Genomic DNA, 24,764 nt, shown 5'->3' with positions numbered 1-24,764 from the left:
GGGATCCACCATCCTGCACAACCCTCCGCAAAATCGATTCACCGGGTTGACAGCGGGAGGCGCATAAGTGTCTCCTTTGCCGCTGTGAACCATCTGTAACGATTCTGAGACTGTGATGTCGTTCGCGATTTACTGTGCCTGGTGGCACTTTCGCATTGCGGCGCGGTCGCAGTGTCCAGCAATAGAATGCTTACCCGGAATCAGATGGCGTTGCTAACCTCTTGTGCACTCAAGCACGGACGCAACCGTCGATTTCGAGACTGTTGTTTTAAAGAAGCGTCTGTAGCTCGGGTCCTACGTGATTGTAGGAATGCCCTCACGGCCGATGGCGAACCCGCCCGGTGGCGCGTCATCAACCCGTTAGCGACGATGCAACAAGGGCTCCGGCCCCCTTGTCGGCTCGTAACCTGTTGTTGCTGAGCATGGCGGTAGCGTTCTACCCCGTGCCATCCAGGAGATTTTCATGATGATGGACCTTGCCGCGTTGCTCTCGCCCCAGAACCGGCGCCTGTTCAAGTTCAATAACCTCGCCAACCCGGAACAGCAACTGCTGCTCGAAACCTTCAAAGGTCGGGAAGCGCTGTCCCAAGCGTACAGCTTCGAGCTGCTGCTGATCTGCGAAGACTCCGGGGTCGAGCTCAAATCGATGATGGGGCAACTGGTCACCATCGAAATCGAATTGGCCGACAGCACGCCGCGCTATATCGCTGGCTACCTCACGCGCTTTGCCAGCACCGGCAGCGACGGCGGCATGGCCCGCTACACCGCGACGCTCAACCCCTGGTTCTCGATGCTGAAAAACCGCTTCGACACGCGGATCTTTCAGGGCAATACCGTCGAGGAAGTGGTGACTCAGGTGTTCGCCCTGTGCCCGGCATTCTCCCGCCATGAATTCCGCCTGACAAAGCCGCAAAAGCGCTACACCTACATCACCCAATACCGTGAAACCGACTTCAACTTCGTCCAGCGTCTGCTCGAAGAAGAAGGGATGTTTTACTACTTCGAGCACACCGCCGAAGGCCACACCATGATCATCTGCGACGACTCCAGCATGCTGCAGCCGTTGCCGGAACAACCGCAGATCCGCTTCCATACCGCGTCCGTCACCGAGACCGCAGACTCCATCACCCAGTGGAGCGGCAACCGCCAGTTGCAGGCGGGCAAGATGGCCGTGCAGACCTTCGACTACCGTCAGCCGAACAACCGGCTGCCCGTCGGGATGAACAGCCTGAACAAGCAGGGCGACGTCGAGACGTTCGAAATCTACGACTTCCCCGGCCAGTACACCCACGGCACCTACGACGAGGGCGAAACGCTGTTGCGCCTGCGCATGGAAGCGTTGGAAATCCGCGGCAAGAAGTTCGAAGGCGCGAGCAACTGCCGCGCGATGAAGCCCGGTTACACCTTCGAGCTGGTGCAGCACTACGACCACGATCAGGGCTCCGCCGACGATCGCCAGTTCCTGCTGATGGGCGTCGAAAGCGAAGGCCACAACAACTACCTCAACGGCCATCAGGCGAGCTACTACAACACTTTCTCCTGCGTGCGCAAAAAGATTCCCTTCCGCCCGCAACTGTCCACGCCACGCCCGACCATCGCCGGGCCACAGACCGCCATCATCGTCGGCCCGCCGGGCGAAGAAATCTTCACCGACGAACTCGGCCGCGTGAAAGTCCAGTTCCACTGGGACCGCAACGGCAAGTACAACGACCACAGCTCCTGCTGGGTTCGCGTCGCCCAATCCGGCGCCAGCGGCGGTTTCGGCAGCATCCAGATTCCGCGCGTGGGTGATGAAGTCGTGGTGGTTTTCCTAGACGGCAACCCCGACCGCCCGCTGATCATGGGCAGCGTCTACAACAGCAAGAACACCCCACCGTGGTCGTTGCCGGCGAACAAGACGCAAAGTGGTTTTCTGACGCGCTCGACCAAGGGCAGTGCGGCCACGGCGAACTTCTTCCGCTTTGAGGACAAGTCCGGCGCCGAGCAGATCCATATGCATGCCGAGCGCAATTTGGACACCGAGATTGAGGTGGATGAAAAGCACGAGGTGGGGAATAACAGGACCATCACCGTAGGCGGCACCCAGACCGAAACGATCAAGCAAGACACGGTTATTAACGTGCAGGATGGGGCATTCAAGTTGTTGGTGGACAACAAATACATCTACATAGAGGCCAAGCAGCAAATTGTCCTGCAATGCGGCGAAAGTAGCATCGTTATCACCCCTGATGGTATTCAGATAAAGGGCAACGTCATTGTTACTGAAAGCTCAGCTGAAACGACTATCACTGGCAAAACCGTTCAAATTAACGATTGAGTGCACTCAATATGATCCGTCGCACCAGCATGTATGATCGTATTTCTGAACAACGTCTGGCCCGAGAGGCACTTGAAAAACAGCAAGCTGAACAGGCTTTAGCCGAGGCTGAGGCGCTGGCGCTTGCGCCTGTCGTGGTACCTGTCGTGCCTATGACTGAAAGCCCCAGCAGTTTCAATTTTGGCGGGTTCAACTTTGCGTTTCCTGGCTGCTTCAGCATTCAGAACCTGACACTCACGCTTGACCAGAATGGTGAGCCTGTAGAGGTGTCGGTACGACGTCGCACTGTCAGTGAGCAACAAACGCTCGAACTATTGTTTGATGAAGCTATTGCAGCGTTGCAGCAGAGTCACCCGCAGATGCGCATTATCCGGAAAAGAGAATGCCTGCTGGCAGGTAGCCCTGCGTTAGCACTGGATTATCGTTTCAACGTCGGCCATAGCGACCACCACGGTCGTTTTGTTGCAGGGTTGGTCCCCCATGCCGGAGGGATTGCACCCCAGTGGCTGTCGATTGGCTGCAAAGTCGATCCGAACAGCGAAGCGCTCAGTCAGTGGTTGTTGCAGTTTGATCAAATGCTCGACGGCTTGGCAGGCGTCTGAACGACACATATTCAAGGAAAGTATTCCCATGGACTATCAGATTCAAGAAGGCCGTTTCGCATTGCCGGAAGGGTTTCAGGACCGTTCGGTCAATATCTTCGCGCTGAATGGCAGTGGTCCTGCCTCGCTTAGCATTACTATCTCGCGTGATGACACGCTGCCTGGTGAAGACATCAGTGCTTATCTTGAGCGTCAACTCAAGCTGATGGCTTCCAAATTGCGCGGTTATACAGTGCTGGATAAGAAATCTGCGGCATTAAACGCTGACCAGCCGCTTCATGGTTTGCAGATCAGCGCCTACCATATCGTCGAAAAGCGCCCTATTCACCAACGTCAGGCCGCTTTTATCATCGCGCCGGCGCGCGTGCTGGTGTTTTCCGCCACGAGCCAGCTGGATTTCACAACCGCGCAAAACGCTCAGTGGAACGAGCTACTGGCCAGCTTTGTGCTCAACTCCCCCACGCTTGAACAGGAATAATCCCCATGTTCGAGGCCGCCCGATTACATGATGAAATAGAACATACCAGCGCTTTGAGCGGCTTCTTAGTAGGCGCTCTAGTGGGTATTGCGGTGGTCGCTTACCTCAGTTTTACCTTCTGCACTGCAGGTGTTGGCGGTTTTCTGTTGGGTATGGCTTTCGGCGCCATGGGCAGCGGAATCGCATGGTTGGGTGAGATGGCGGGGAGTTTATTTAGCTCGCCCGCCGGTAATATCGAAACCGCATCCCCAAATGTATTTATCAATTCCCTCAATGCAGCCTACGCCATCGCCAGCGTAGGCGTATGCACCAAGCATCCGCCTACGGTGTTAGTTGCCGAAGGTTCTACCAACGTTTTCATCAATGGTAATCCTGCGGCACGCAAGGGCGACAAGCTGACGTGCGGGGCCAAAATTGCGACAGGATCCGACAATGTAAGAATCGGTGGTGGCACTCAGGCCTATCTACCGATTGACGATGAAATACCGGCACCGCTTCGATACGGCGTTGACATTCTGATGGGGGCCGCAGGCGGCGCGAAGCTGATCTGGAACATCTACAAGCTGGGTGCACAAGCCGGCCTCAAGGCCGCCGGTCCCTGCGCGGTCGGATTCATGGCTTCAGTATTTGGTGGTGATTTACTCGGTCGCTACGTCGCAGGCCCCTTGCTGGGCCGCGTACTCGGCGGCCTGCACGGCAATCCCGTCGACACCACGACCGGCCGCAAACTGTTGACAGATGAAACCGACTTCAGCTTGCCGGGGTTGATGCCGCTCGAGTGGTCGCGCTTCTACGCCAGCGATCTCAACGTCGACAGCGCCCTTGGCAAAGGTTGGGTGCTTCCGTGGGAACAAAGCCTGCGCTGCTACAACGGTTTCGTTTACCTGACCGATAACCAAGGCCGCACCGTGCCGTTTGTGGGTATCAACCCCGGTGAGCGCCTATACAACCCGCACGAGCAGATTTTTCTCGTCCGCACTGAGGGCGGCCACTACCTGCTGCAGACGCTTGATAACGTCTTTTTTTACTTTGGCGAAGTGCCCGAAAACAACACCTCAGTCCCCCTTCAACGCATCGAAAACGCCTTCGGCCATTTTCTGCACTTCACACGCACGGCCGACGGTAAGTTAACTGACATCAGCGCGACCGGGGGCCTGCGCGTGCATTTGCACTACAACCACCCACTCGGTCGCCTTACCGAGGTCAAACGCATCGTCGGTGACCAAGCGTTCGAAACCTTGGTCACTTATCGCTATGACGACAACGGCCAGTTGAGCCAGGTCAGTAATCGCAACGGCGACACGCTGCGTTATTTCAGCTACACCGATGGCGTTATGACGCGGCACAGCACCGCGCTCGGCCTCGCCTGCGAATACCGCTGGGAAACCATTGACGGCCAGCCGCGTGTGGTCGAGCACTGGACCAGCGACGGCGAACATTTCAATTTTGACTACGACTTCAAGGGGCGCACCACCCGCGTCACAGACGTACTGGGTCGCGAGGCGCGGGTTCACTACAACGCCGATCGCCGCGTCACCGCTAGCCGCGACTTCGGTGGTGAAGGGTACGCAATTACGCTCGATGACTTCGGCAACATCGTCGGCTTGACGCTGCCCGACGGCAACCAGCTGACGCTCAAATACGACGAGTACTCGCGGCTGATTGAGGAAGTCGACCCGCTGGGTCGCAGCACGCGCTATCAGTATCATCATCTGACTTCGCTGGTCAAACAGGTCAGCTATCCCGACGGGAGTACCTGGAAAGGCTATTACGACAACAAGGGCAACCTGATAGAGGAATACGACGCGCTAGGCCAGCGCACCGAGTATTTCCACGGTGATGATGGTTTGGTACACACCATCATCGATGCCAACCACAAGTCGAAATTCATCTGGTGGAACAACCACGCACAGGTTGAGAAGTTTCAGGACTGCTCTGGAAAGTGCACCACGTACCAATACAACGAGCGCCTGCAGCTGGTTTCGGTCACTGACGCACTGGGTCAGACCACCGAGCTGGAGCTTAAACCCGCGGGTGAAGTACTGCGCATCAAACATCCTGATGGCACACAAGAAGCGTTTACGTACAACGCTTTTGGACAAGTACTCACTCATACCGACGGCAAGGGCCAGATCATCAGGTTGCAACGCAACGAGCGCGGCCTGCCAAGCTCGCGGCAAGACGCCAAAGGCCAGCGCGTTCGTTACGAGTACGACAAGGCGATTCGGCTCACTGCGCTGATCAACGAAAACAATGCGACTTATGAATTTGCTTATGACGCTTCGGATCGCCTGATCGAAGAAAAACGCATCGACAACCTGACACGTCGATTCACCTACAACGTGGGTGGGCATCTGACGCGGGTTGATGAAGTCGGCTACGGCGATAGGGCAGAGCGGCCACAACGCAGCACGGAATTTGAGCGTGATGTGATTGGGCGGCTGCTGGCCAAGGTCAGTCAGGATGCGCGGCAGGATTACGGTTATGACGAAGCAGACCGATTGCTCAGCATTCACCGGCTGCCTTCAAGCATTGGCAAGAAGCTGGGCGTTGAGGAAGAGACTCTCGACTTCAGTTATGACGTGTTGGGCCGCTTGATCAAAGAAACCACGCCGCAAGGGGCGCTGGGCTACGAATACGATCCGCTCAGCAACCTGACCACGCTGACATTGCCGACTGGCCAACACCTCAATCACCTTTACTACGGCAGCGGCCACCTGCACCAACTTAACCTCGACGGTCTGCTCGTCAGTGACATGGAGCGCGATGACCTGCATCGGGAGGTCTACCGCTCTCAAGGCAAGCTGACTAGTTGCTTTGGCTATGACGCCATGGGACGCAAGAGCTGGCAGTTTGCGTCCACTATTCCGGCTGAAAAGCTGTCGCAGATCCAGAACCCAGGCATCAACACTTCGCTGCTGGTCGATCATGCGTACAACCCGATTCACCGGCGCTACGAGTACGATCCAGCGGGAGAGCTGACCCGTACGCTCGACAAACTGCGTGGCGAGATTAAGTACGAGTATGACGCGAATGGTCAGCTTCACAGTCGCGATACTGGGCGACTGGTGGATAGCGAAGAGTTTCGATACGACGCTGCGGCCAACCGCCTGAACTTCAACATCAGCCAGTTTGATCAGGTGAAAGACAACCGCATCAAACGATGGCGCGATCAGGAATATACCTACGACGCCTGGGGCAACCTGATTGAAAAGCGGGTAGGGCTGAGTAAGCTGCAGACCTTTGCTTACGACTGCGAAAATCGGCTTGTGCGTGCTGAGACGATGGTTGATAGCCAATTGCACAGCGTCGGTACGTACCGGTATGACAGCTTGGGTCGGCGGGTTGGAAAAACGTCTGAGATTGAAGGGCAAACCGAGCATAAGCATTTTCTGTGGCAAGGCCTGCGGATGCTGCGTGAGGAAACGCCTTGGCAGAGCAGCCTCTATATTTATGAGCCAGGAAGCTATGCGCCGCTTGCCCGGGTTGACCAGAGTGAAGGTGAGGCAGATCAGACGCTTTACTACTTCCATACCGACCAGATTGGCACGCCGCTTGAGATGACGGATGTCGACGGCCGGATCGTCTGGCAGGCGACTTACAAGGCTTGGGGTGAAGTCGAATCATTAGCCGTGAGTGAGGTTGAGCAGAACCTACGGTTTCAGGGTCAGTATTTCGACGATGAGACGGGCCTGCACTACAATACGTTCAGGTATTACGATCCGGAGGTTGGGCGGTTTATCACTCAGGATCCGATTGGATTGGCTGGTGGGCGGAATCTTTACCAGTATGCAAGCAATACGATCGCATGGATTGATCCGCTAGGGCTTACTCCTTGTAAGGGGAAGCCATCAGAGCGCAGCGCAGGCGGTACCGGTGCGAACTACGATAAACTCAACGGCCAAGGGCTTTATGTACTGGTTGACAATGGCAAAGTAAAATACGTTGGTCGTGGTGATGCCACGTCGCGGTTGGCTGTGCATGCGGCTACAGAAGGTAAGTCACATTTAGATCAGCGTATAATTTTCGATAATAATCTGACGAAGGCTGAGGCTAAGTTTCTCGAGCAATCTATCATGGACATTAAGGGTGGGGCTAAATCTACTAATGAAGCAACTAATCTTCTCAATGAGATCAGGTCCTACAGTCCAGCTAACCCTAACTCAGTAACGTATGACATAGCAGGGCACAGCTCCGATTGGGGGGCTAAAATACTAGCTGATGCATTGGCGAAAATGAAGGGTATTGGATTATGAGTTCTAAACAGATAGTGAGTAATGGTGATTACTTCACCGTACCGATGTCTGACGGGAGACAAGCCATATGTCAGGCTATATGGATCGGACGGAATTGTCCAGGGCAAAAATTCAAGAGAGTATTTGCGTTCTGTGTATTATCCGTAGGAGATGAAAAAGGTATTTCTGAAGAAGTAAGCTACTTGAGTTTCCAGGATTACAAAGGGTCTTTTAGAGTGATTTTTACTGCCGTGGATAATCTTCTCTCTGGAGAGTGGCCTGTGGTTGGAAATGGCCCGATAAGAGATGAAAAATTGGTGAGCCTTGAGTTCCATATGGCAGGTACTCTATATCGTTCTGGCGAGCCTGTGAGAGTCCTTGCTATCGAGGAGTATAAAAACTACTTGGAAATGGCTGTTGCTGGGTACGTCTTGGTTGATAGATATTTAAATCAACACTAGTAGTCGGAACGCGTGCAGCCTCAACATAAAATAAGGCCTATTTTTAGCAGGGTAAATGGGCAGTAATCAATGCCCGCATATCGTGGTGGCAGGCTGACCTGCGGTACCGTGATTTAATCCGGCTGGGACGATGTGTTTATTGGGTGCGGCAGGGTTCAGTGCCTTGATATTGATGATGAGAGCCCTGGCGGCTCCGCGTCGGTGCTGACGTACTGATGATCGTCGCATCGGTGGGCATAGCGGTGGCATCAGCGGCCAGGCTGGCGTGGACGCAAGGGTTGAAGGCTGCAGGGCCCTTCGCGTTACGCGTCTGCGCGACCTTCGCCACCAGCAGCGTCGCGGGCATCGAGATAATTGGGCCGACAATCGGATGAGTCTTAGTCGATATTATCGGCTATCCGGTCGACGTCACGACCGGCCGCAGCGACATGGAACGCGGTGATCTGCATCGCGAGATTTATCGGTCCAAAGGCAAGCTCACCAGCTGCTTTGGCTACGATGCTATGGATCGCAAGAGTTGGCAGTTAGCGTCGACATTGCCTGCGCAAAAGCTGTCGCATATCCAGAAACCAGGCATCAATACCTCGTTGTTGGTGGATCATGCGTACAACCCGATTCATCGGCGTTATGAATACGATCCGGCAGGTGAACTGCCCCGAATGCTAGATAAGCTACGCGGGGAAATTAAGTACGAGTATGAGGCCAACGGCCAGTTGCACAGTCGCGATACTGGGTCAACCGGCTGAACTTCAACACCAGCCAGTTCGATCAGGTAAAGGACAACCGCATCAAGCAATGGCGCAATCAGGAATATACCTACGACGCGTGGGGCAACCTGATTGAGACGCGGGTAGGGCTGAGCAAGCTGCAGACGTTTACGTATGACTGCGAAAATCGTCTCGTGCGTGCTGAAACATTGGTCAACAGCCAGATGCACAGCGTGGGCACGTATCGGTACGACAGTTTGGGTCGTCGGGTTGGCAAGACGTCCGAGATTGATGGTCAGACTGAGCACAAGCACTTTCTCTGGCAAGGCCTACGGATGCTGCGTGAGGAAACGCCTTGGCAGAGCAGCCTCTATATTTAAGAGCCAGGAAGCTACGCGCCACTTGCCCGGGTTGACCAGAGCGAAGGTGAGGCAGAGCAGGCGCTTTACTACTTCCATACCGACCAGATTGGCACGCCGCTGGAGATGACGGATGTCGATGGCCAGATCGTTTGGCAGGCGACGCATAAGGCGTGGGGCGAAATTGAATCGCTGGCCGTGAGTGAAGTTGAGCAAAATCTGCGGTTTCAGGGTCAGTATTTCGACGATGAGACGGGCCTGCACTACAACACGTTTAGGTATTACGATCCGGAGGTTGGGCGGTTTATCACCCAAGATCCGATTGGACTATCGGGAAGCAATAACCTGTATGTGTATGCTCCTAACTCTAATACTTGGATCGATCCGTTAGGATGGTGCGCGCGCGCGTTAGGGCGGGCCATGGGCGCGAGAAGTGGAGATGGGATGGGCAACCATCATCTTATCCCACAAGAACTGATGAAAGCGCCCGAGTTCAAACCGATGTTTTCGCGGCTTAACGCAATAGGCTTTAAAAACCATGGTCCCTCAAATGGAATGTTTCTTCCTGATAAGGAAGCCGTGAAGACCATAGATTTGCCCGGCCATTGGACAAACCATCCGATTTATACCTCTGCAGTTAGAGAAAAACTCCAAGGCCTTAGCGCGATCGCACCTTCACTGAGTGATCTACAATTAGGGCTTGGAATGAAGAGCATCCAGGACTGGGCGCGCGCAGGACTTCAAAATGGGGCATTCAAAGTGAATCCTGTTACAGGTGGATTAATGTGAGATGAAAAAATGAACAGTTATTATGTTGTCGATAGTAATCCCGATGGAGAGTCGATCCCGTATTTCTTTGAGTCCGAGTGGTCTCCAGAGCTGCCGAGCTTTGAGCTGCCTCGCTCTAGTCCAGTAGGCGTAATGTTCGAAAGCCGCTATACGCTCAAAGCAAAGGTTGAGAGCTTGAGCGTCGACGTTTTGTTAGGTGACTTCATTGCTAGTGTTAACTTTGTTCGGCTGTGTGAGTCCCTAGAAGCGGAGTTTATCTCAGTACCGACTGAGATAGTCACTGCACGAAATACAAAGGTCGTTAAAGACTATTACTTCTTTTGTGTGACCGGAAGAGTTTCAATGCTGGATAGAGGCGCTTCTAAGTTCGAGTTGATGGATGAGCGTTTACTTAGTCCGAGGGGGGAGCGCGGCGATTTTGATGTATTCAGTAGGATCGACAAATTTGTCATCAAAGAGGATGTCCGGCTAGACTTTTTCTATTGTGAGGAGATTAAGCGTGTCGTTTGTTCAGCTAAGTTCAAGCTAGAGTTTGAAAGTCTAGGCTTGACCGGTCTGAATTTTACCGAGATTAATGACGCTTATGTCTACGCACCATTGGAAGGCTTTTGACCCGCTCAATCGTGTTATCAGTATTTAGGATTTTGGTGTCCTTAGTGTGAGGGTAAGAATAACGGTCAATGCGGTAATGCGGGTGATATGAAGATTACCTTAGTCGTCGAATTTCATGCGATCTAGAAAATCGGTTCGGTACCGCTGCGGCGAGGGTCAGCTCACCGAAGTCATCAATCGTAAAACCGATTACATGAGCCGGTTCAGCTGTGCCGAAGGCGTAATGGTCAGCCACAACAATGCGCTGGGGCTGAGCTGTGACTGCCGCTGGGGAACCATTGACGGGCAGCCACCCGCGTCACAGACGTACTGGGTCGCGAGGCGCGGGTTCACTACAACGCCGATCGCCGCGTCACCGCTAGCCGTGACTTCGGTGGTGAAGAGTACGCAATTACGCTCGATGACTTCGGCAACATCGTCGGCTTGACGCTGCCCGACGGCAACCAACTGACGCTCAAATACGACGAGTACTCGCGCCTGATTGAGGAAGTCGACCCGCTGGGTCGCAGCACGCGCTATCAGCATCACCATCTGACCTCACTGGTCAAGCAGGTCAGCTATCCCGACGGGAGTACCTGGAAGGGCCATTACGACAACAAGGGCAACCTGATAGAGGAATACGACGCGCTAGACCAGCGCACCGAGTATTTCCACGGTGATGATGGTTTGGTACACACCATCATCGATGCCAACCACAAGTCGAAATTCATCTGGTGGAACAACCACGCACAGGTTGAGAAGTTTCAGGACTGCTCTGGAAAGTGCACCACGTACCAATACAACGAGCGCCTGCAGCTGGTTTCGGTCACTGACGCACTGGGTCAGACCACCGAGCTGGAGCTTAAACCCGCGGGTGAAGTACTGCGCATCAAACATCCTGATGGCACACAAGAAGCGTTTACGTACAACGCTTTTGGACAAGTACTCACTCATACCGACGGCAAGGGCCAGATCATCAGGTTGCAACGCAACGAGCGCGGCCTGCCAAGCTCGCGGCAAGACGCCAAAGGCCAGCGCATCCGTTACGAGTACGACAAGGCGATTCGGCTCACGGCGCTGGTCAACGAAAACAACGCCACGTACACCTTCGAATACGACGCCTCTGACCGCCTGATTGAAGAAAAACGCATCGTCAACCTGACGCGCCGGTTCAGCTACAACCTGGGTGGGCATCTGACGCGGTTGGATGAAATCGGATACGGGGACAGGGCAGAGCGGCCGCAGCGCAGCACTGAATTCGAGCGTGATGTGATTGGACGGTTGCTGGCCAAGGTCAACCTGGATGCTCGGCAGGATTACGTATATGACGATGCGGACCGGTTGCTCAGCATTCATCGGCTGCCTTCGAGCATTGGCAAAAAACTGGGTGTCGAGGAGGAAACTTTAGACTTCAGCTATGACCCGTTAGGCCGTTTGGTAAAAGAAACCACGCCGCAAGGTGCGCTGACATACGAATACGATCCGCTAAGCAACCTGACCACGCTGACCTTGCCGACTGGCCAACACCTGAATCACCTGTACTACGGCAGTGGTCACCTGCACCAACTCAACCTCGATGGAATGCTCATCAGCGACATGGAGCGCGATGATCTGCATCGCGAGGTCTATCGGTCCCAGGGCAAGCTAACCAGTTGCTTCGGTTACGACGCGATGGGCCGCAAGAGCTGGCAGTTTGCGTCGACGTTGCCGGCGGACAAGCTATCGCAGATCCAGAACCCAGGCATCAACACTTCGTTGCTGGTGGATCATGCGTACAACCCGATACATCGGCGCTACGAGTACGATCCTGCGGGAGAGCTGAGCCGCACGCTCGATAAGCTACGCGGTGAGATCAAGTACGAGTATGAAGCGAACGGCCAACTGCACAGCCGTGACACCGGCAAACTCGTCGATAGCGAAGAGTTCCGGTATGACGCTGCGGCCAACCGCCTGAACTTCAACACCAGCCAGTTTGATCAGGTGAAAGACAACCGCATCAAGCGCTGGCGCGATCAGGAATATACCTACGACGCCTGGGGCAACCTGATTGAGAAGCGGTCGGGCTTATCCAAGCTGCAGACGTTCACCTACGACTGCGAAGACCGGCTTTTGCGTGCGGAAACGTTGGTCAACAGCCAGGTGCACAGCATCGGCACGTACCGGTATGACAGTCTGGGCCGCCGCGTTGGCAAGATGTCCGAGATTGATGGCCAGACTGAGCACAAGCACTTTCTGTGGCAAGGCCTGCGGATGCTGCGTGAGGAAACGCCTTGGCAGAGCAGCCTCTATATTTACGAGCCAGGAAGCTATGCGCCCCTGGCGCGAGTGGACCAAAACGAAGGCGAAGAGGAGAAAAAGCTTTACTACTTCCACACCGATCAGATCGGCACGCCGCTTGAGATGACGAATGTCGACGGCCAGATCGTTTGGCAAGCGACATACAAGTCATGGGGCGAGGTCGAAACGCTTGCCGTGAATGAGGTTGAGCAGAACCTGCGGTTTCAGGGTCAGTATTTCGACGATGAGACGGGCCTGCACTACAACACGTTCAGGTATTACGATCCGGGTGTAGGGCGGTTCATCACACAAGATCCGATAGGGCTACTAGGGGGCATAAATCTTTATCAGTACGTACTAAGCCCGCTGGGCGAGGTAGACGTTTTGGGACTGTGTTCTACAAAGCTCGGTCAAGCGATGGGGCATAAAGTTGGTGATGATATGGCGAATCACCATCTGATCCCGGAGCAGTTAATGAAGGATAAACTCTACGCCGGTATGTTCTCCAAATTGAAAAGCATCGGTTTCAGAAACGACGGGCCGTCGAATGGCATGTTTCTACCTGACAATCCGTCGCTTGCAAAGATTCTCGATCTACCGGGCCATTGGACGAGTCATAAAGAATATACCGCAGCCATTCGCCCGGAATTAGATAAGCTAAACAAGCTGTTTGGACGGGGCGCATTAAGTGATACCCAGCTTGCGCTGGGTATTGGTAACATCCAACGAATAGCTCGGGAGGGCTTAGAGAACGGAAAATATGCGGTTGATGCAATCACAGGGGGATTAAAGTAGATGGGTCACAAATTTTACATAGTAGAATATGCAGGCGGTTCTAGTGGTTGCCCTATCTATTTGGCTGGGGAAGAGAATTGTGACTGGGAATGGGAAGCGTACGATCCGGAGCCGGACAAGTATGTGATTAAGAATAAGCATATTTTTCAGTGCACTGATTTAGATGATGTGGATTTGGATTTTGACTATATCGGATCACCGAGGCGCTTTGTTTCTCATAAGTTTATCGAGGTGTGTGATCTTCTAGGTGTTAAATATAGAGCAGTTCCTGTTGAAGTGCGTATGGCTCACGGTGGAAAGCCAAGTAAGGATTATTTCTTTTATCTGGCGGCAGAGTGGGCTGCATTGCTGGATGAGGAGAAGTCAGAGTTTTCATTAGAGAAAAATCTCACCACTGGAGAGGTTGCTGTCAATAAATTTTATCCTGGAGCACACTGTTATAACTGGATAAAAAAGTTTTCAGTTAGAAACGGTCTGGATAGGGATTTCTTCTGGTGCTCAGAATTAATGGAACATGCGTGTAGCCAAAGATTCGTTGATGAATCTATTAAAAAAGGGCTGAAGGGTCTTAACTTTATACCTATTGACGAGCATTTCATGTATGACCCTTGGAGTGAATTGGGGGGTTAGAGTCAAACTTAATATATTAACGACGCGTGTATGCATTCGTGATCAACTGCTCCGTTAGAAGGCAGCTCGTCACGAATGCGGTGAGTTGCTATTCGACTTAAACTGATCGAACTAGGCTCTTGCTGCCACTTTCCAGAATTCCAGAGCGTTGATGTTTTTTGGTTATTGGTGCAGAAGCGTCGATGAACCCTATTGAGCTTCTTGAGGCAGTACGTTATGACTGCACCGCATTGCTATACAGCTTACTTTTCATCAAGCAAGCTGCCTGATTCGGTAGTGATCGTCTAATCAGGGCCTTAGGATGTCCACCCCAAGTGACCAGAGTCGCGCAATTGCTAAACGTACTCTTCAAGTTCTCAAAGGTGAGCTAAAGGTTCAAGTCTACTACGACGACAATAGAGCATTGTCAGTTGAGTTCCTTACCACTCTTGATCCAGTGCATAAGGGTGTCAAGTCAATTGGGTCCATCGGTCTTTCTGAAATTTCGTTGCTTGATGCAGACGGCGACGAGTTTGGAACTCGTGTGGAATTAGGTGCTGCGGCACTAACCCCCGAAATCTATTGGGAGAACGCTGTCGCTTCAGCCGCTTTCTTCATTCAAAAGCGCAAAGAAGCTGTGATGCCTGGAGATGTTGTTCCAAACATATTTCAGGACTATCTGCCCGATCCTATTATGCCTCGCATCTATTTAACTGTGCCCTGCATTTGGAATGATTCTCACTTTCCAGAGTTAAGTTTTAAAAATTTAAAGATTAATTGGTTACAGTGCGTAGCGATTTATGAGGTTGAAAGAGTATTCATCGAAAAGTTTGGTGGTTATGCGTTTGATGACTTGCTTTCCGAGCAGGGGATTAATACCTTAAATACTCAAAGGCCGCTAGTAAGGTTTGATTGATCTCATGTGTTCAACTGTGTTTCTTACTAATGGGCTCTATGATGTCGTCGTTCGTTGGGATTAGATAAGATTGTGAAAATTTGCTCGTTTTGCTGAGTCTAAACGGCCAAACATCCTTATAAATAAAGTTGCTCATATCTGGTAGTAAGCGTTGGGTGCGAATTTATGCGTTCCGATGCTGTTTGTATGGGTTGAATATTTAGCTCGGCTGCTGTCGCCCGATCGTCCAGTCGGAATGTTAATGCCTTTATTCAAATATGCTGAATGTTTGATCTCTGAAGTTGGTGTAGATGTCCTTTACTTATTTTCAAGCGAGGGCGCTGGCTTAATGTTGTCATCGTTCCACTTAAGCTGACATATCGCAAAAGCGCTACACCTACATCACTCAATATCGCGAAACCGATTTCAACTTCGTCCAGCGTCTGCTGGAAGAAGAAGGGATGTTTTACTACTTAGGGCACACCGCCGAAGGCCACACCATGATCATCTGCGATGACTCCAGCATGCTGCAGCCGTTGCCGGAACAACCGCAGATCCGCTTCCACACCGCGTCCGTCACCGAGACCGCAGACTCCATCACTCAGTGGAGCGGCAACCGCCAGTTGCAGGCGGGCAAGATGGCAGTGCAGACCTTCGACTACCGTCAGTCCAACAACCGTCTGCCCGTCGGGATGAACAGCCTGAACAAACAGGGCGACGTCGAAACGTTCGAGATCTACGACTTCCCCGGCCAGTACACCCATGGCACTTACGACGAGGGCGAAACGCTGTTGCGCCTGCGCATGGAAGCCCTGGAAATACGCGGCAAGAAGTTCGAAGGCGCGAGCAACTGCCGTGCGATGAAGCCCGGTTATACCTTCGAGCTGGTGCAGCATTACGACCACGATCAGGGCTCGGCCGACGATCGCCAGTTCCTGCTGATGGGCGTCGAAAGCGAAGGCCACAACAATTACCTCAACGGCCATCAGGCGAGCTACTACAACACCTTCTCCTGCGTGCGCAAAAAGATTCCCTTCCGCCCGCAACTGTCCACGCCACGCCCGACCATCGCCGGGCCACAGACCGCTATCATCGTCGGCCCGCCGGGCGAAGAAATCTTCACCGACGAACTCGGCCGCGTAAAAGTCCAGTTCCACTGGGACCGCAACGGCAAGTACAACGACCACAGCTCCTGCTGGGTCCGCGTCGCCCAGTCCGGCGCCAGTGGCGGTTTCGGCAGCATCCAGATTCCGCGCGTGGGCGATGAAGTGGTTGTGGTTTTCCTGGACGGCAATCCCGACCGCCCGCTGATCATGGGCAGCGTCTACAACAGCAAGAACACCCCGCCATGGTCGTTGCCGGCGAACAAGACGAAGAGTGGTTTTCTGACACGTTCAATCAAGGGTAAAGGCTCGAATGCCAACTCCCTCATGTTTGAAGATAAGTCTGGCGCTGAGAAGGTCAGCCTGCACGCCGAACGGGATATGGAAACCGAGATCGAGGCGAATGAGATCTACAAAGTTGGCGGCAATCGTGAAATCAAGGTCGGGGGCACCCACACCGAAACGATCCACCTGCAGACAGCCATTAATGTTGAGGACGGGGCGTACGAACTCTCCGTCAAGAAGGGTGAAGTGAAAATCACCGCCACCACCTCTATCACGCTGCAAGTGGGCGCCAGCTCCCTGACCATGAAGTCCGACGGCACCATCACGTTGTCCGGCAACGTCGTGGACATCGAAGGCAAATCGATCATCAACCTGAACAAGTAGCAGACGGACAAGGAACGCCCCATGCGCACCAGTATGTATGACCGGATTTCAGAGAAACGCATTGCGGAAGAACAACGCCTGGAAGCTGAACGCCTGGAACAAGAGCGAATAGCCAACCTGATTCCGAAACCCCACGAGCGTTTTCAGACCAACGAATTGAGCTTCGTGCGGCCGGAGAGTTTAAAGGACAAGACCTTTCACGTATTCACCTTGACGGATCTTGGGCCGAGCCCATTCTCGCTGGTGATTGGCCGCTCGGTCGTTGCAGCTGATACCGATTTAGAAACGGTAGCGCAGCAACTGCTGGCTGAGCTGAGCTGAGTAAAACCCTCGCTCACCTGGACTGGGTCGAGCCGCTTTTCCCCACAACGGCCGCAGGCGTCGACGCTAGACAAGTTGAATTCAGATGGCGGCAGCAGGGACAGCCTGTTCACCAATTGCAGCTGATCTTCCTGCACCGTGATGAGCATGAACAACCGTTGCTGATGCAGATCACCGGGACCAGTAATAACCCAGGCGGGATGACGCCAGCCGAGCGTGAGGCATTTGCTTCCGTCGTCGAAACCCTCGGATTACGAATGCCGCCAAACCCTGGTGACGAGCGGAGTGGAGAGGCCGCTGCGGTATGAGTGCGGCCGCCCGAGTCGGAGACCCGATTGAGCACACGTCGGCCTTGGAAGGTTTGCTCCTGGGGTTAGCCGTCGGCGCTGCGGCAGTGGTGGTCGGGTTGGCAGCGGGCTTCACCATCCTTGCCACGGGTGGGTTGGCAGCGGTGGCCGCCGTTGGCGCGGTCATGGCGTTGTCGGCGGGATTTGGAGAACTGATTGGCAGTTTGTCTTGGTGCACCAACAAGGCCGGACACATATTCAAAGGATCAGGAAACGTCTTCACCAACGGAAAACCCGCAGCACGAGCTCATGTTGATACTGCAACGTGTGACAAACATGGCTCGGTGCCGCAAGTTATTGCGGAAGGTAGCCGCACGGTTCACATAAACGGTCAACCTGCCGCTTGGGTGGGGGATCGCACCGTTTGTGACGGGAAAATCAGTGCTGGCTCTGGCAACGTCAACATCGGTGGCCCGACCGAACAGCCTGACGACATTAACCCTGAGGTTGAGCCATGGCTTCACTGGTTGGTCGGCGGGATCGGGTTCGGTAGCGCTGTGGTCCTAACGTCGCCCCTCGTAGCGATCACTGCATTTATAGACGGTGCGGTACTCGGGGGTATTGGCAGTATCTTAAGTGGCCGATGGTTCGGGGAAGACTCGAATGAGCAGAAGGTCATGGCGTTCAGCGGGGCGCTTTTGGGAGGCTGGTTTGGCGCGCGGTATGAGGTGCAAACTCGGAGTATTGGATCGAATTTAGCCAATATCAAGGTCGTGCCTAGGACGCCGAAGGCTTCTTTTGGGAAGGCGACGTCAGATGATTATCGAGCTACCTTTTTCGAAGCCAATCCTGAGTCAAAGGGTAAGGTGGTTGTCCATCATGCTGTGGAGCAGCAGGTCCAAAAGCGGTACCCTGATTTAGTGAAAACCGAGGAACTCCACTTCCTTGAAAATCTTCGCGGAATACCTAAAGAAAAAAATTCAGAGCTGCATTTGAGTACAATACGAAAAGAGTGGAACAGGTTTTATAGGGAAAATGTTTCGCCTACGAAGCAGCAATTGTTAGATAAGGCAACTGAGATCGATAACATGATTGGCGCTCAATTTTATCCGCCAATACGATAAATAGGAATTAATATGTTTTATTTTGTTGAGCCTGAGGTTGCTGGTGGATTGGGTGAAGGTACTATCGTCGATACCAATTCTCATCCTCCGGTAGTTAGCAGTCTTGAATACCGCTTTGAAGGATGGCTTGGCGATAATCTGTTGGAAAGCTTCCCCTGCTTCATCATTACCGAGTCCCTTGCTAAAACACTTTTAGAGTCAAAGCTAACAGGCACTACGTTTGCGCCAGTGTCCGTAACTAAATCAGAAGAATTTGTAGAGCTGCATCCACATGTCTCTCTTCCGAAGTTTCTTTGGCTCAAAGTGGAAGGTAGTGCTGGAATCGATGATTTCGGTCTGTCGGTCGACCACCGCCTTATTGTATCGCAGGCAGCGTTGGATGTTCTAAGGACTGCTCAACTTGATAATGCAGATATTGAAAAGTATCGATGATTCCGCGGCGTGCGGTCTCAGCAAGACTTACTATTTCTTTTTCAGTAGTGAGGAGAAGTAAATTCAAGTATTGTGGCGCGACTTTAGAGTTAGTGGCTATATAGAAGTCACGAACTGTAGAGTTAGTGGCTATGTAGAAGTTGCGAACTATAGAGTTATGGTTCTGTGGATCTTGTCTCCTAGTGTAGAACCGCTGGGAAACCATCGACGGTCAGCCGCGTGTGGTCGAGCACTGGACCAGCGATGGCGAGCACTTTCATTTCCGCTACGACTTCAAGAATAGAACTTCTTGGGCGGTGGACGTCCTCGGCCGAGAGCTTGAAGTGCACTAAAACGAGGACCGCCTTGTCACCGCCAGCCGCGATTATGGCGGCGAACGCTACGCCATGGACCTGGACGATGCCGGCAACCTGACCGGCATCACGCTACCCGATGGCAATCAGCTGGCGTTCAAGTACGACGACTTCTCCCGCCTGATCGGAGAGACCGATCCGCTGGGCCGCAAGATCCGCTACAAACACCACCTCGGTACGACGCTGGTTACCGAACCAGCTTTCCCGACGGCAGTGTCTGGAAAGCCCGATACGACGATAAAGGCAACCTGATCGCTGAAGTTGATGCACTCGGGCACAAGACCGAGTACCTCAACAGCGACGACGGCTTGCCACACACCATCATCGACGCTACACACAAATCCAAATACCTGTGGTGGAACGAGCTGGCGCAGGTAGAGCGCTTTCAAGATTGCTCGGGCAAAAACACCTTCTACACCTACGACGATCGGTCTCATCTGGTTGCCGTCACCGATGCGCTGAATCAGACGACAAGACTTGAGCGCAAACCCGACGGTGAAGTGGTGCGCATTGAGCACCCGGATGGAACGTCCGAATCGTTTACCTACAACGCATTGGGTCAGGTGCTCACGCACACCGATGGCAAGGGTCAGAATACGCGTCTGCTGCGCACGGCGCGCGGACTGCCTGCCAGCCGCCAAGACGCCAAGGGCCAGCGAATTAGTTACGAGTATGACAAGGCGATTCGCCTGACTGCGCTTGTCAACGAGAACAATGCGAGTTACGAGTTTGCCTACGATGCTTCAGATCGTCTGATCGAAGCAAAGCGCATCGACAACCTTACGCGTCGGTTCAGCTACAACCATGGCGGGCATCTGACGCGGGTTGATGAAGTCGGCTACGGGGACAGGGCAGAGCTGCCGCAGCGCAGTACGGAATTTGAGCGTGATGTGATTGGCCGATTGCTGGTTAAGGCCAATCAGGATACGCGGCTAGATTACGGCTATGACGAAGGTGATCGGCTTCTATCTATTTTGCGTCTGCGTACAGCGACCGGTAAAAAGCTGAGCGTTGCGGAAGAGATCCTCTACTTCAGTTATGACCTGCTAGGTTGTTTGGTTAAGGAAACCACACCCCAAGGCGCGCTGGCCTACGAATACGATCCGCTGAGCAACCTGACCACGCTGACCTTGCCGACTGGCCAACATCTCAATCACCTGTACTACGGCAGCGGGCACCTGCACCAACTGAACCTCGACGGTTTGCTCATCAGCGACATGGAGCGAGATGATCTGCATCGCGAGGTTTACCGCACGCAATGCAAACTGACCAGTTGTTTTGGTTACGACGCGATGGGACGTAAGAGCTGGTAGTTGGCATCAACCATCCCGGCTGAAAAGCTGTCGCAGATCCAGAACTCAGGCATCAACACCTCGTTGCTAGTAGATCATGCGTACAACCTGATTCATCGGCGATATGAATACGATCCGGCAGGCGAACTGACCCGCACGCTCGATAAACTGCGCGGAGAGATCAAGTACGAATACGAAGCTAATGGTCAGCTTCATAGCCGTGACACGGGCCGCTTGGTTGATAGCGAGGAGTTTCGATACGACGCTGCGGCCACCGGCTGAACTTCAATACCAGCCAATTCGATCAGGTCAAAGACAACCGCATCAAGCAATGGCGTGATCAGGAATATACCTATGATGCCTGGGGCAACCTGATCGAGAAGCGGTCGGGCTTATCCAAGCTGCAGACGTTCACCTACGACTGCGAAAACCGGCTCGTGCGTGCGGAGACGATGGTTAATAGCCAAGTGCACAGCGTCGGTACTTACCGGTATGACAGCTTGGGTCGTCGGGTTGGCAAGACGTCCGAGATTGATGGCCAGACTGAGCACAAGCACTTTCTCTGGCAAGGCCTGCGGATGCTGCGTGAGGAAACGCCTTGGCAGAGCAGCCTCTATATCTACGAGCCAGGAAGCTATGCGCCACTTGCCCGGGTTGACCAGAGCGAAGGTGAGGCAGAGCAGACGCTTTACTACTTCCATGCCGACCAGATTGGCACGCCGCTCGAGATGACGGATGTCGACGGCCAGATCGTCTGGCAGGCGACGTACAAAGCCTGGGGTGAAGTTGAATCATTAGTCGTGAGTGAGGTTGAGCAGAAACTGCGTTTCCAAGGCCAGTACTTTGACGACGAAACGGGGCTGCACTACAACACTTTCCGATACTACGACCCGGAGGTGGGACGGTTTATTACCCAGGATCTGATTGGGTTGTTGGGTGGGGATAATCTTTATGCTTACGCTCCGAATACTAATGGGTGGGTTGGTCCTTGGGGCTGGGTATGCAATCGCCCCGGCGGATACAAGACCGGGGACGTAGACACTCATGGTAATTTGTCGCCAGGCGTCAACCGCGCAAGCGGTCACAAAAATGTATTTGATGATCAGCGAGTTCAATATCACCACTTTATTCAGGATGCCTGGGCGAAAAAGAATATAGCTGGTTACAGTACTAATAAAGCTCCGGCGATTTTGTTGAAAAGCTCATCAGGCGAGTCACATGCTACTGTATCGGCGCTCCAAGCAGTTAGGCGCAGAGCTGGTGGGTTTGGAGGGTCAATCAAAAATGAATTTGGAGTAGCATACAGGGAGCTGTTGGACGCGGGAGTAAGTCCTGATGCCGCGAATAAAGTTGCAAGCAGGTCGTATAAATATTTTGACTCATTAGGAGCCTTCGAGTGATTGCGTATACTGAAACGAATCCGCCTGCTTCAGACGATAATATTACCGTCGCTTGTGGTCAGTTGAATATTGATAAGAGTGATTGGCTCGTTGAGTTTTGGAAGGTTCACGATGGCGCAATGCTTAATGACCGTGTGCTGATATATTCAACTGCGCACATAGCAGAGCGTAACGAAACTTACCAGATAAATATGAATTTTCCTGATCATGTTCTAGTAGGAGATGACTCTGGAGGAGGTTTGATCCTGATTCCAAAAGTCGGTTTGAGTGAGTTCTATTTTATAGATTCTGGCGATCCGTTTATTGACGATGCTGAAATATATCACTCTATGGAAAGCTTGGTCGAGAATGTTATTGAAGGAGAGGATTCTGACTATGATCCGGATATAGGAGATATTGTGTCTATTTCCAAAGTCAAGGCTAAGCCATCTGAAGTTTTGGGGGTTAAGAAAGGGCTTGGCCTAGACTTTTCAATAAAGATAGTAGCTGAAAGATTGGACATCGAAAATTCTATGCTACTTCAAGGTGTTAATGTTAGTAAGTATAGAAAAGTGTTGGCCGAGTATGGTCATTTAATTAGCTTTGTAAGTTAAAGCAGGTGTGGTGTTCTTTAATAGCTTCCTTTTCTATGATGCTCGCCCTATTGCTGTCGGGCTTCCAGGTGTCCGCACTGAGGAAATTGTCTACACTAAACGTCCGCCCGCCGAAACCAGAGAATTGAGGAATGTGTTTGATCGCAAGGTGCGCCCCGATTATTTAAAATCACTGTCTGAGAATCCTGAGAATATCCAGCACCTGAAAAACGCCGGCATTCATGACTCTGGTATTTCGCGAATGCAACAGGGCAAACTGCCTAGCCGTGACTGGCAAGTCCACCATGATCTACCTCTGGATGACGGTGGGACAAATAGCTTTAATAACCTGACACTCATTAAGAACGATCCCTATCATAAAGTTATTACTAATTACCAAAACACCGTGACCCGCAGCATGAAGCCCGGTGATAGTCAAACGTTGGACTGGCCAATCATTGATCTTGATGTCTACCCTCCGCCCTTACTCTAGAGGTTTGCATGGAAAACTTGGAAGAAAAGATAGCATATGTAAAAAAGACGTATGAGGTGGACGGATTTTTCTTTAATGAAGGTGCGCGCGAGCATGAAATCAAGTCGTTTGTCAGGTCTAGCGAGATAGAGCTGGGGTTCAGCCCTCCGAGTGATTACCTTGAGATTCTAAAAAGATTTAATGGTCTAGTAGTTGAAGGGGTTTTTCTCTATTCAACAAAACCAAAAAAACTTGTCGGCGGTAATGGATACTCTCTGGCCTTCATCGAAATGAATAAGTTATCGCGAGAACTTGAATGGATGGATCAATATGTTTTGTTTGGAGACAGCGATCAGGACGCTTACGTTTTAGACCTTGCTGAGGGACGCTACCAAGTTAGAGATAAGCAAGCGTTTGATAACGTATATGAAGAATTTGATAGTTTTTCGAGCCTGCTCGAATATATGGTGGAATTGATGGTAAGTCGTGTATAAGTCGAAGTGCGCCCTAGCTGACGTCGTCATTCCAAGGGCTGCGTCCGGGCCATCCTCCAGCCACGCAAGCCCGCCGTATCCGCCCGACAATCTAGAGACCTGAATGAATCAGGAATCTGATGCATTGATCAGTAGGCTGCTAACGAAACTCGATACGTCCTCTGCAACTAAACTGACTATGCCCTTGAGAAACCTTTTGTGGGCGACCATCACGGCCGGAGAAACATATCCTTGGCGTTTCTGGGGCAGTCCTTTTACATCTTGAACACGCGATCCGAGAATTGCTACGTGGTAGGCAGAAAGGACGGGCGGGAGGCGTCGTGCTAGCCCTCTAGCGGCTTCAGCAGTAGACCGCAGGCTTGAGGTGCCGGCTTCGGCTCTTTCTCAGTGAGTGTATCGTCCGACTAATGACGCTCAAATAAGCAGTAGGGAATACCTGATGTTTGACACAGATCCACACCGTTTCATGTCCATCATCTTCAGCACTTGGCTGTTGTTCACGATGCAAGCGGTGGTTTCTGCAGGTATTTTGCCCAGCCTTTTATTTTTCCCAATGTGCGCGGCGGAGGTGTGGTTGAGTTGGTGGTGTTTCGATTGCGCTTACCGCACCGAACAATTCACACGATATGCCAATCTCAGACTTTTTCTGAATCTTGGCTTTGCACCAGGTTTTACATTTCTTCTGGTATTGATCGCCGCCTATAAGCAATTGAGATTAGGACCACTCACATCACTTTCATTGGCGTGCATTCCACTGCTCATCGCATTCGTCATTTACCTGGCGCTGGATAGGTGGAGAAGTCGAACGACCGTACTGGTTGCCCGGGGAAATCGGGTCGAGGTGACCGCGCCTCCGTTCCAGAACCAGTCCTTGCAGGGCGGAATAGGGGCTGCGCTTTCGACCGTGATCTACCCTATGGTCCATTCCTACGACTCTCCCGCTTTATTGCTTGCCTGTATCTTTTTCGCAATCTCACTGTTCATGCTCTTTTATCATCGGGTCAGTATTTCGTCTCTTCGCAGTTTGAAAGAGCAGGAAATCAAGGAGCGGGTGAGCTATACATTCATGGAGGTGGAGGGGATACGCGCACGGCGTGCTGCCTCATTCATAGGCCGCTGGTCATGATGGT

Annotated in this window: 14 protein-coding genes and 5 pseudogenes; all 19 read left to right on the top strand. The window is 52.6% G+C overall.

The window, feature by feature from the left end:
* Positions 1-463 precede the first annotated feature (463 nt).
* The 19 genes and pseudogenes from QMX88_RS08320 to QMX88_RS08225 all read left to right on the top strand — a co-directional run bounded on the left by QMX88_RS08320 (position 464) and on the right by QMX88_RS08225 (position 24,760).
* The gene (locus QMX88_RS08320) at positions 464-2,317 is read left to right on the top strand and encodes a type VI secretion system Vgr family protein (protein ID WP_282368121.1); all 1,854 of its coding nucleotides are present in this window, start codon (positions 464-466) and stop codon (positions 2,315-2,317) included.
* Between the two features lie 11 nt (positions 2,318-2,328).
* Positions 2,329-2,919, top strand: a complete 591-nt coding sequence (locus QMX88_RS08315; protein WP_282368119.1) for a hypothetical protein — start codon at positions 2,329-2,331, stop codon at positions 2,917-2,919.
* Between the two features lie 28 nt (positions 2,920-2,947).
* Positions 2,948-3,397 carry a DcrB-related protein gene (locus QMX88_RS08310; RefSeq protein WP_282368117.1) on the top strand — a complete coding sequence of 150 codons (450 nt, stop codon included), beginning with the start codon at positions 2,948-2,950 and terminating at the stop codon, positions 3,395-3,397.
* Between the two features lie 5 nt (positions 3,398-3,402).
* The gene (locus QMX88_RS08305; protein ID WP_282368115.1) at positions 3,403-7,653 is read left to right on the top strand and encodes an RHS repeat-associated core domain-containing protein; all 4,251 of its coding nucleotides are present in this window, start codon (positions 3,403-3,405) and stop codon (positions 7,651-7,653) included.
* The gene (locus QMX88_RS08300; RefSeq protein WP_282368114.1) at positions 7,650-8,093 is read left to right on the top strand and encodes an Imm26 family immunity protein; all 444 of its coding nucleotides are present in this window, start codon (positions 7,650-7,652) and stop codon (positions 8,091-8,093) included. Before QMX88_RS08305 ends, QMX88_RS08300 begins: the two co-directional genes overlap by 4 nt.
* Before the next feature lie 422 nt (positions 8,094-8,515).
* A pseudogene (locus QMX88_RS08295) lies at positions 8,516-9,948 on the top strand (RHS repeat-associated core domain-containing protein); the annotation flags it as partial.
* 9 nt (positions 9,949-9,957) lie between these two features.
* Entirely contained in the window at positions 9,958-10,560 is a 603-nt protein-coding gene (locus QMX88_RS08285; protein WP_282368112.1) for an imm11 family protein, read from the top strand.
* 136 nt (positions 10,561-10,696) lie between these two features.
* A pseudogene (locus QMX88_RS08280) lies at positions 10,697-13,611 on the top strand (RHS repeat-associated core domain-containing protein); the annotation flags it as partial.
* Positions 13,612-14,241: a hypothetical protein gene (locus tag QMX88_RS08275; protein WP_282368110.1), complete on the top strand. Its 630-nt coding sequence runs from the start codon at positions 13,612-13,614 to the stop codon at positions 14,239-14,241. It abuts the pseudogene before it with no gap.
* Positions 14,242-14,542: 301 nt separating this feature from the next.
* Complete coding sequence (locus QMX88_RS08270) at positions 14,543-15,136, top strand: suppressor of fused domain protein (RefSeq protein WP_282368109.1); 594 nt, start codon at positions 14,543-14,545, stop codon at positions 15,134-15,136.
* A 365-nt stretch (positions 15,137-15,501) separates the two neighbouring features.
* Positions 15,502-16,887: pseudogene (tssI, locus tag QMX88_RS08265) on the top strand (type VI secretion system tip protein TssI/VgrG); the annotation flags it as partial.
* Between the two features lie 21 nt (positions 16,888-16,908).
* Positions 16,909-17,516: pseudogene (locus QMX88_RS08260) on the top strand (DcrB-related protein).
* Positions 17,513-18,619 carry a PAAR domain-containing protein gene (locus QMX88_RS08255; protein WP_282368107.1) on the top strand — a complete coding sequence of 369 codons (1,107 nt, stop codon included), beginning with the start codon at positions 17,513-17,515 and terminating at the stop codon, positions 18,617-18,619. The pseudogene QMX88_RS08260 and the gene QMX88_RS08255 overlap by 4 nt, the downstream one beginning before the upstream one ends.
* A gap of 12 nt (positions 18,620-18,631) precedes the next feature.
* Positions 18,632-19,051: a hypothetical protein gene (locus tag QMX88_RS08250; RefSeq protein WP_282368105.1), complete on the top strand. Its 420-nt coding sequence runs from the start codon at positions 18,632-18,634 to the stop codon at positions 19,049-19,051.
* A gap of 386 nt (positions 19,052-19,437) precedes the next feature.
* Positions 19,438-22,096 (top strand): annotated as a pseudogene (locus QMX88_RS08245) (RHS repeat-associated core domain-containing protein).
* On the top strand, positions 22,093-22,689 hold the full coding sequence (locus QMX88_RS08240) for an SMI1/KNR4 family protein (protein WP_282368103.1): 597 nt from the start codon (positions 22,093-22,095) through the stop codon (positions 22,687-22,689). Before QMX88_RS08245 ends, QMX88_RS08240 begins: the two are co-directional and overlap by 4 nt.
* Before the next feature lie 10 nt (positions 22,690-22,699).
* Positions 22,700-23,161, top strand: a complete 462-nt coding sequence (locus QMX88_RS08235; protein ID WP_282368101.1) for an HNH endonuclease signature motif containing protein — start codon at positions 22,700-22,702, stop codon at positions 23,159-23,161.
* An 8-nt stretch (positions 23,162-23,169) separates the two neighbouring features.
* On the top strand, positions 23,170-23,634 hold the full coding sequence (locus QMX88_RS08230) for a YrhA family protein (RefSeq protein ID WP_282368099.1): 465 nt from the start codon (positions 23,170-23,172) through the stop codon (positions 23,632-23,634).
* A 439-nt stretch (positions 23,635-24,073) separates the two neighbouring features.
* A complete protein-coding gene (locus tag QMX88_RS08225) occupies positions 24,074-24,760 on the top strand; it encodes a hypothetical protein (RefSeq protein ID WP_282368097.1) in 687 nt (228 codons plus the stop codon).
* Positions 24,761-24,764: the final 4 nt, after the last annotated feature.

The sequence above is a fragment of the Pseudomonas sp. PS02290 genome (assembly GCF_029960075.1).
GTDB lineage: Bacteria > Pseudomonadota > Gammaproteobacteria > Pseudomonadales > Pseudomonadaceae > Aquipseudomonas.
This window is presented reverse-complemented; position numbering and strand designations above follow the sequence as displayed.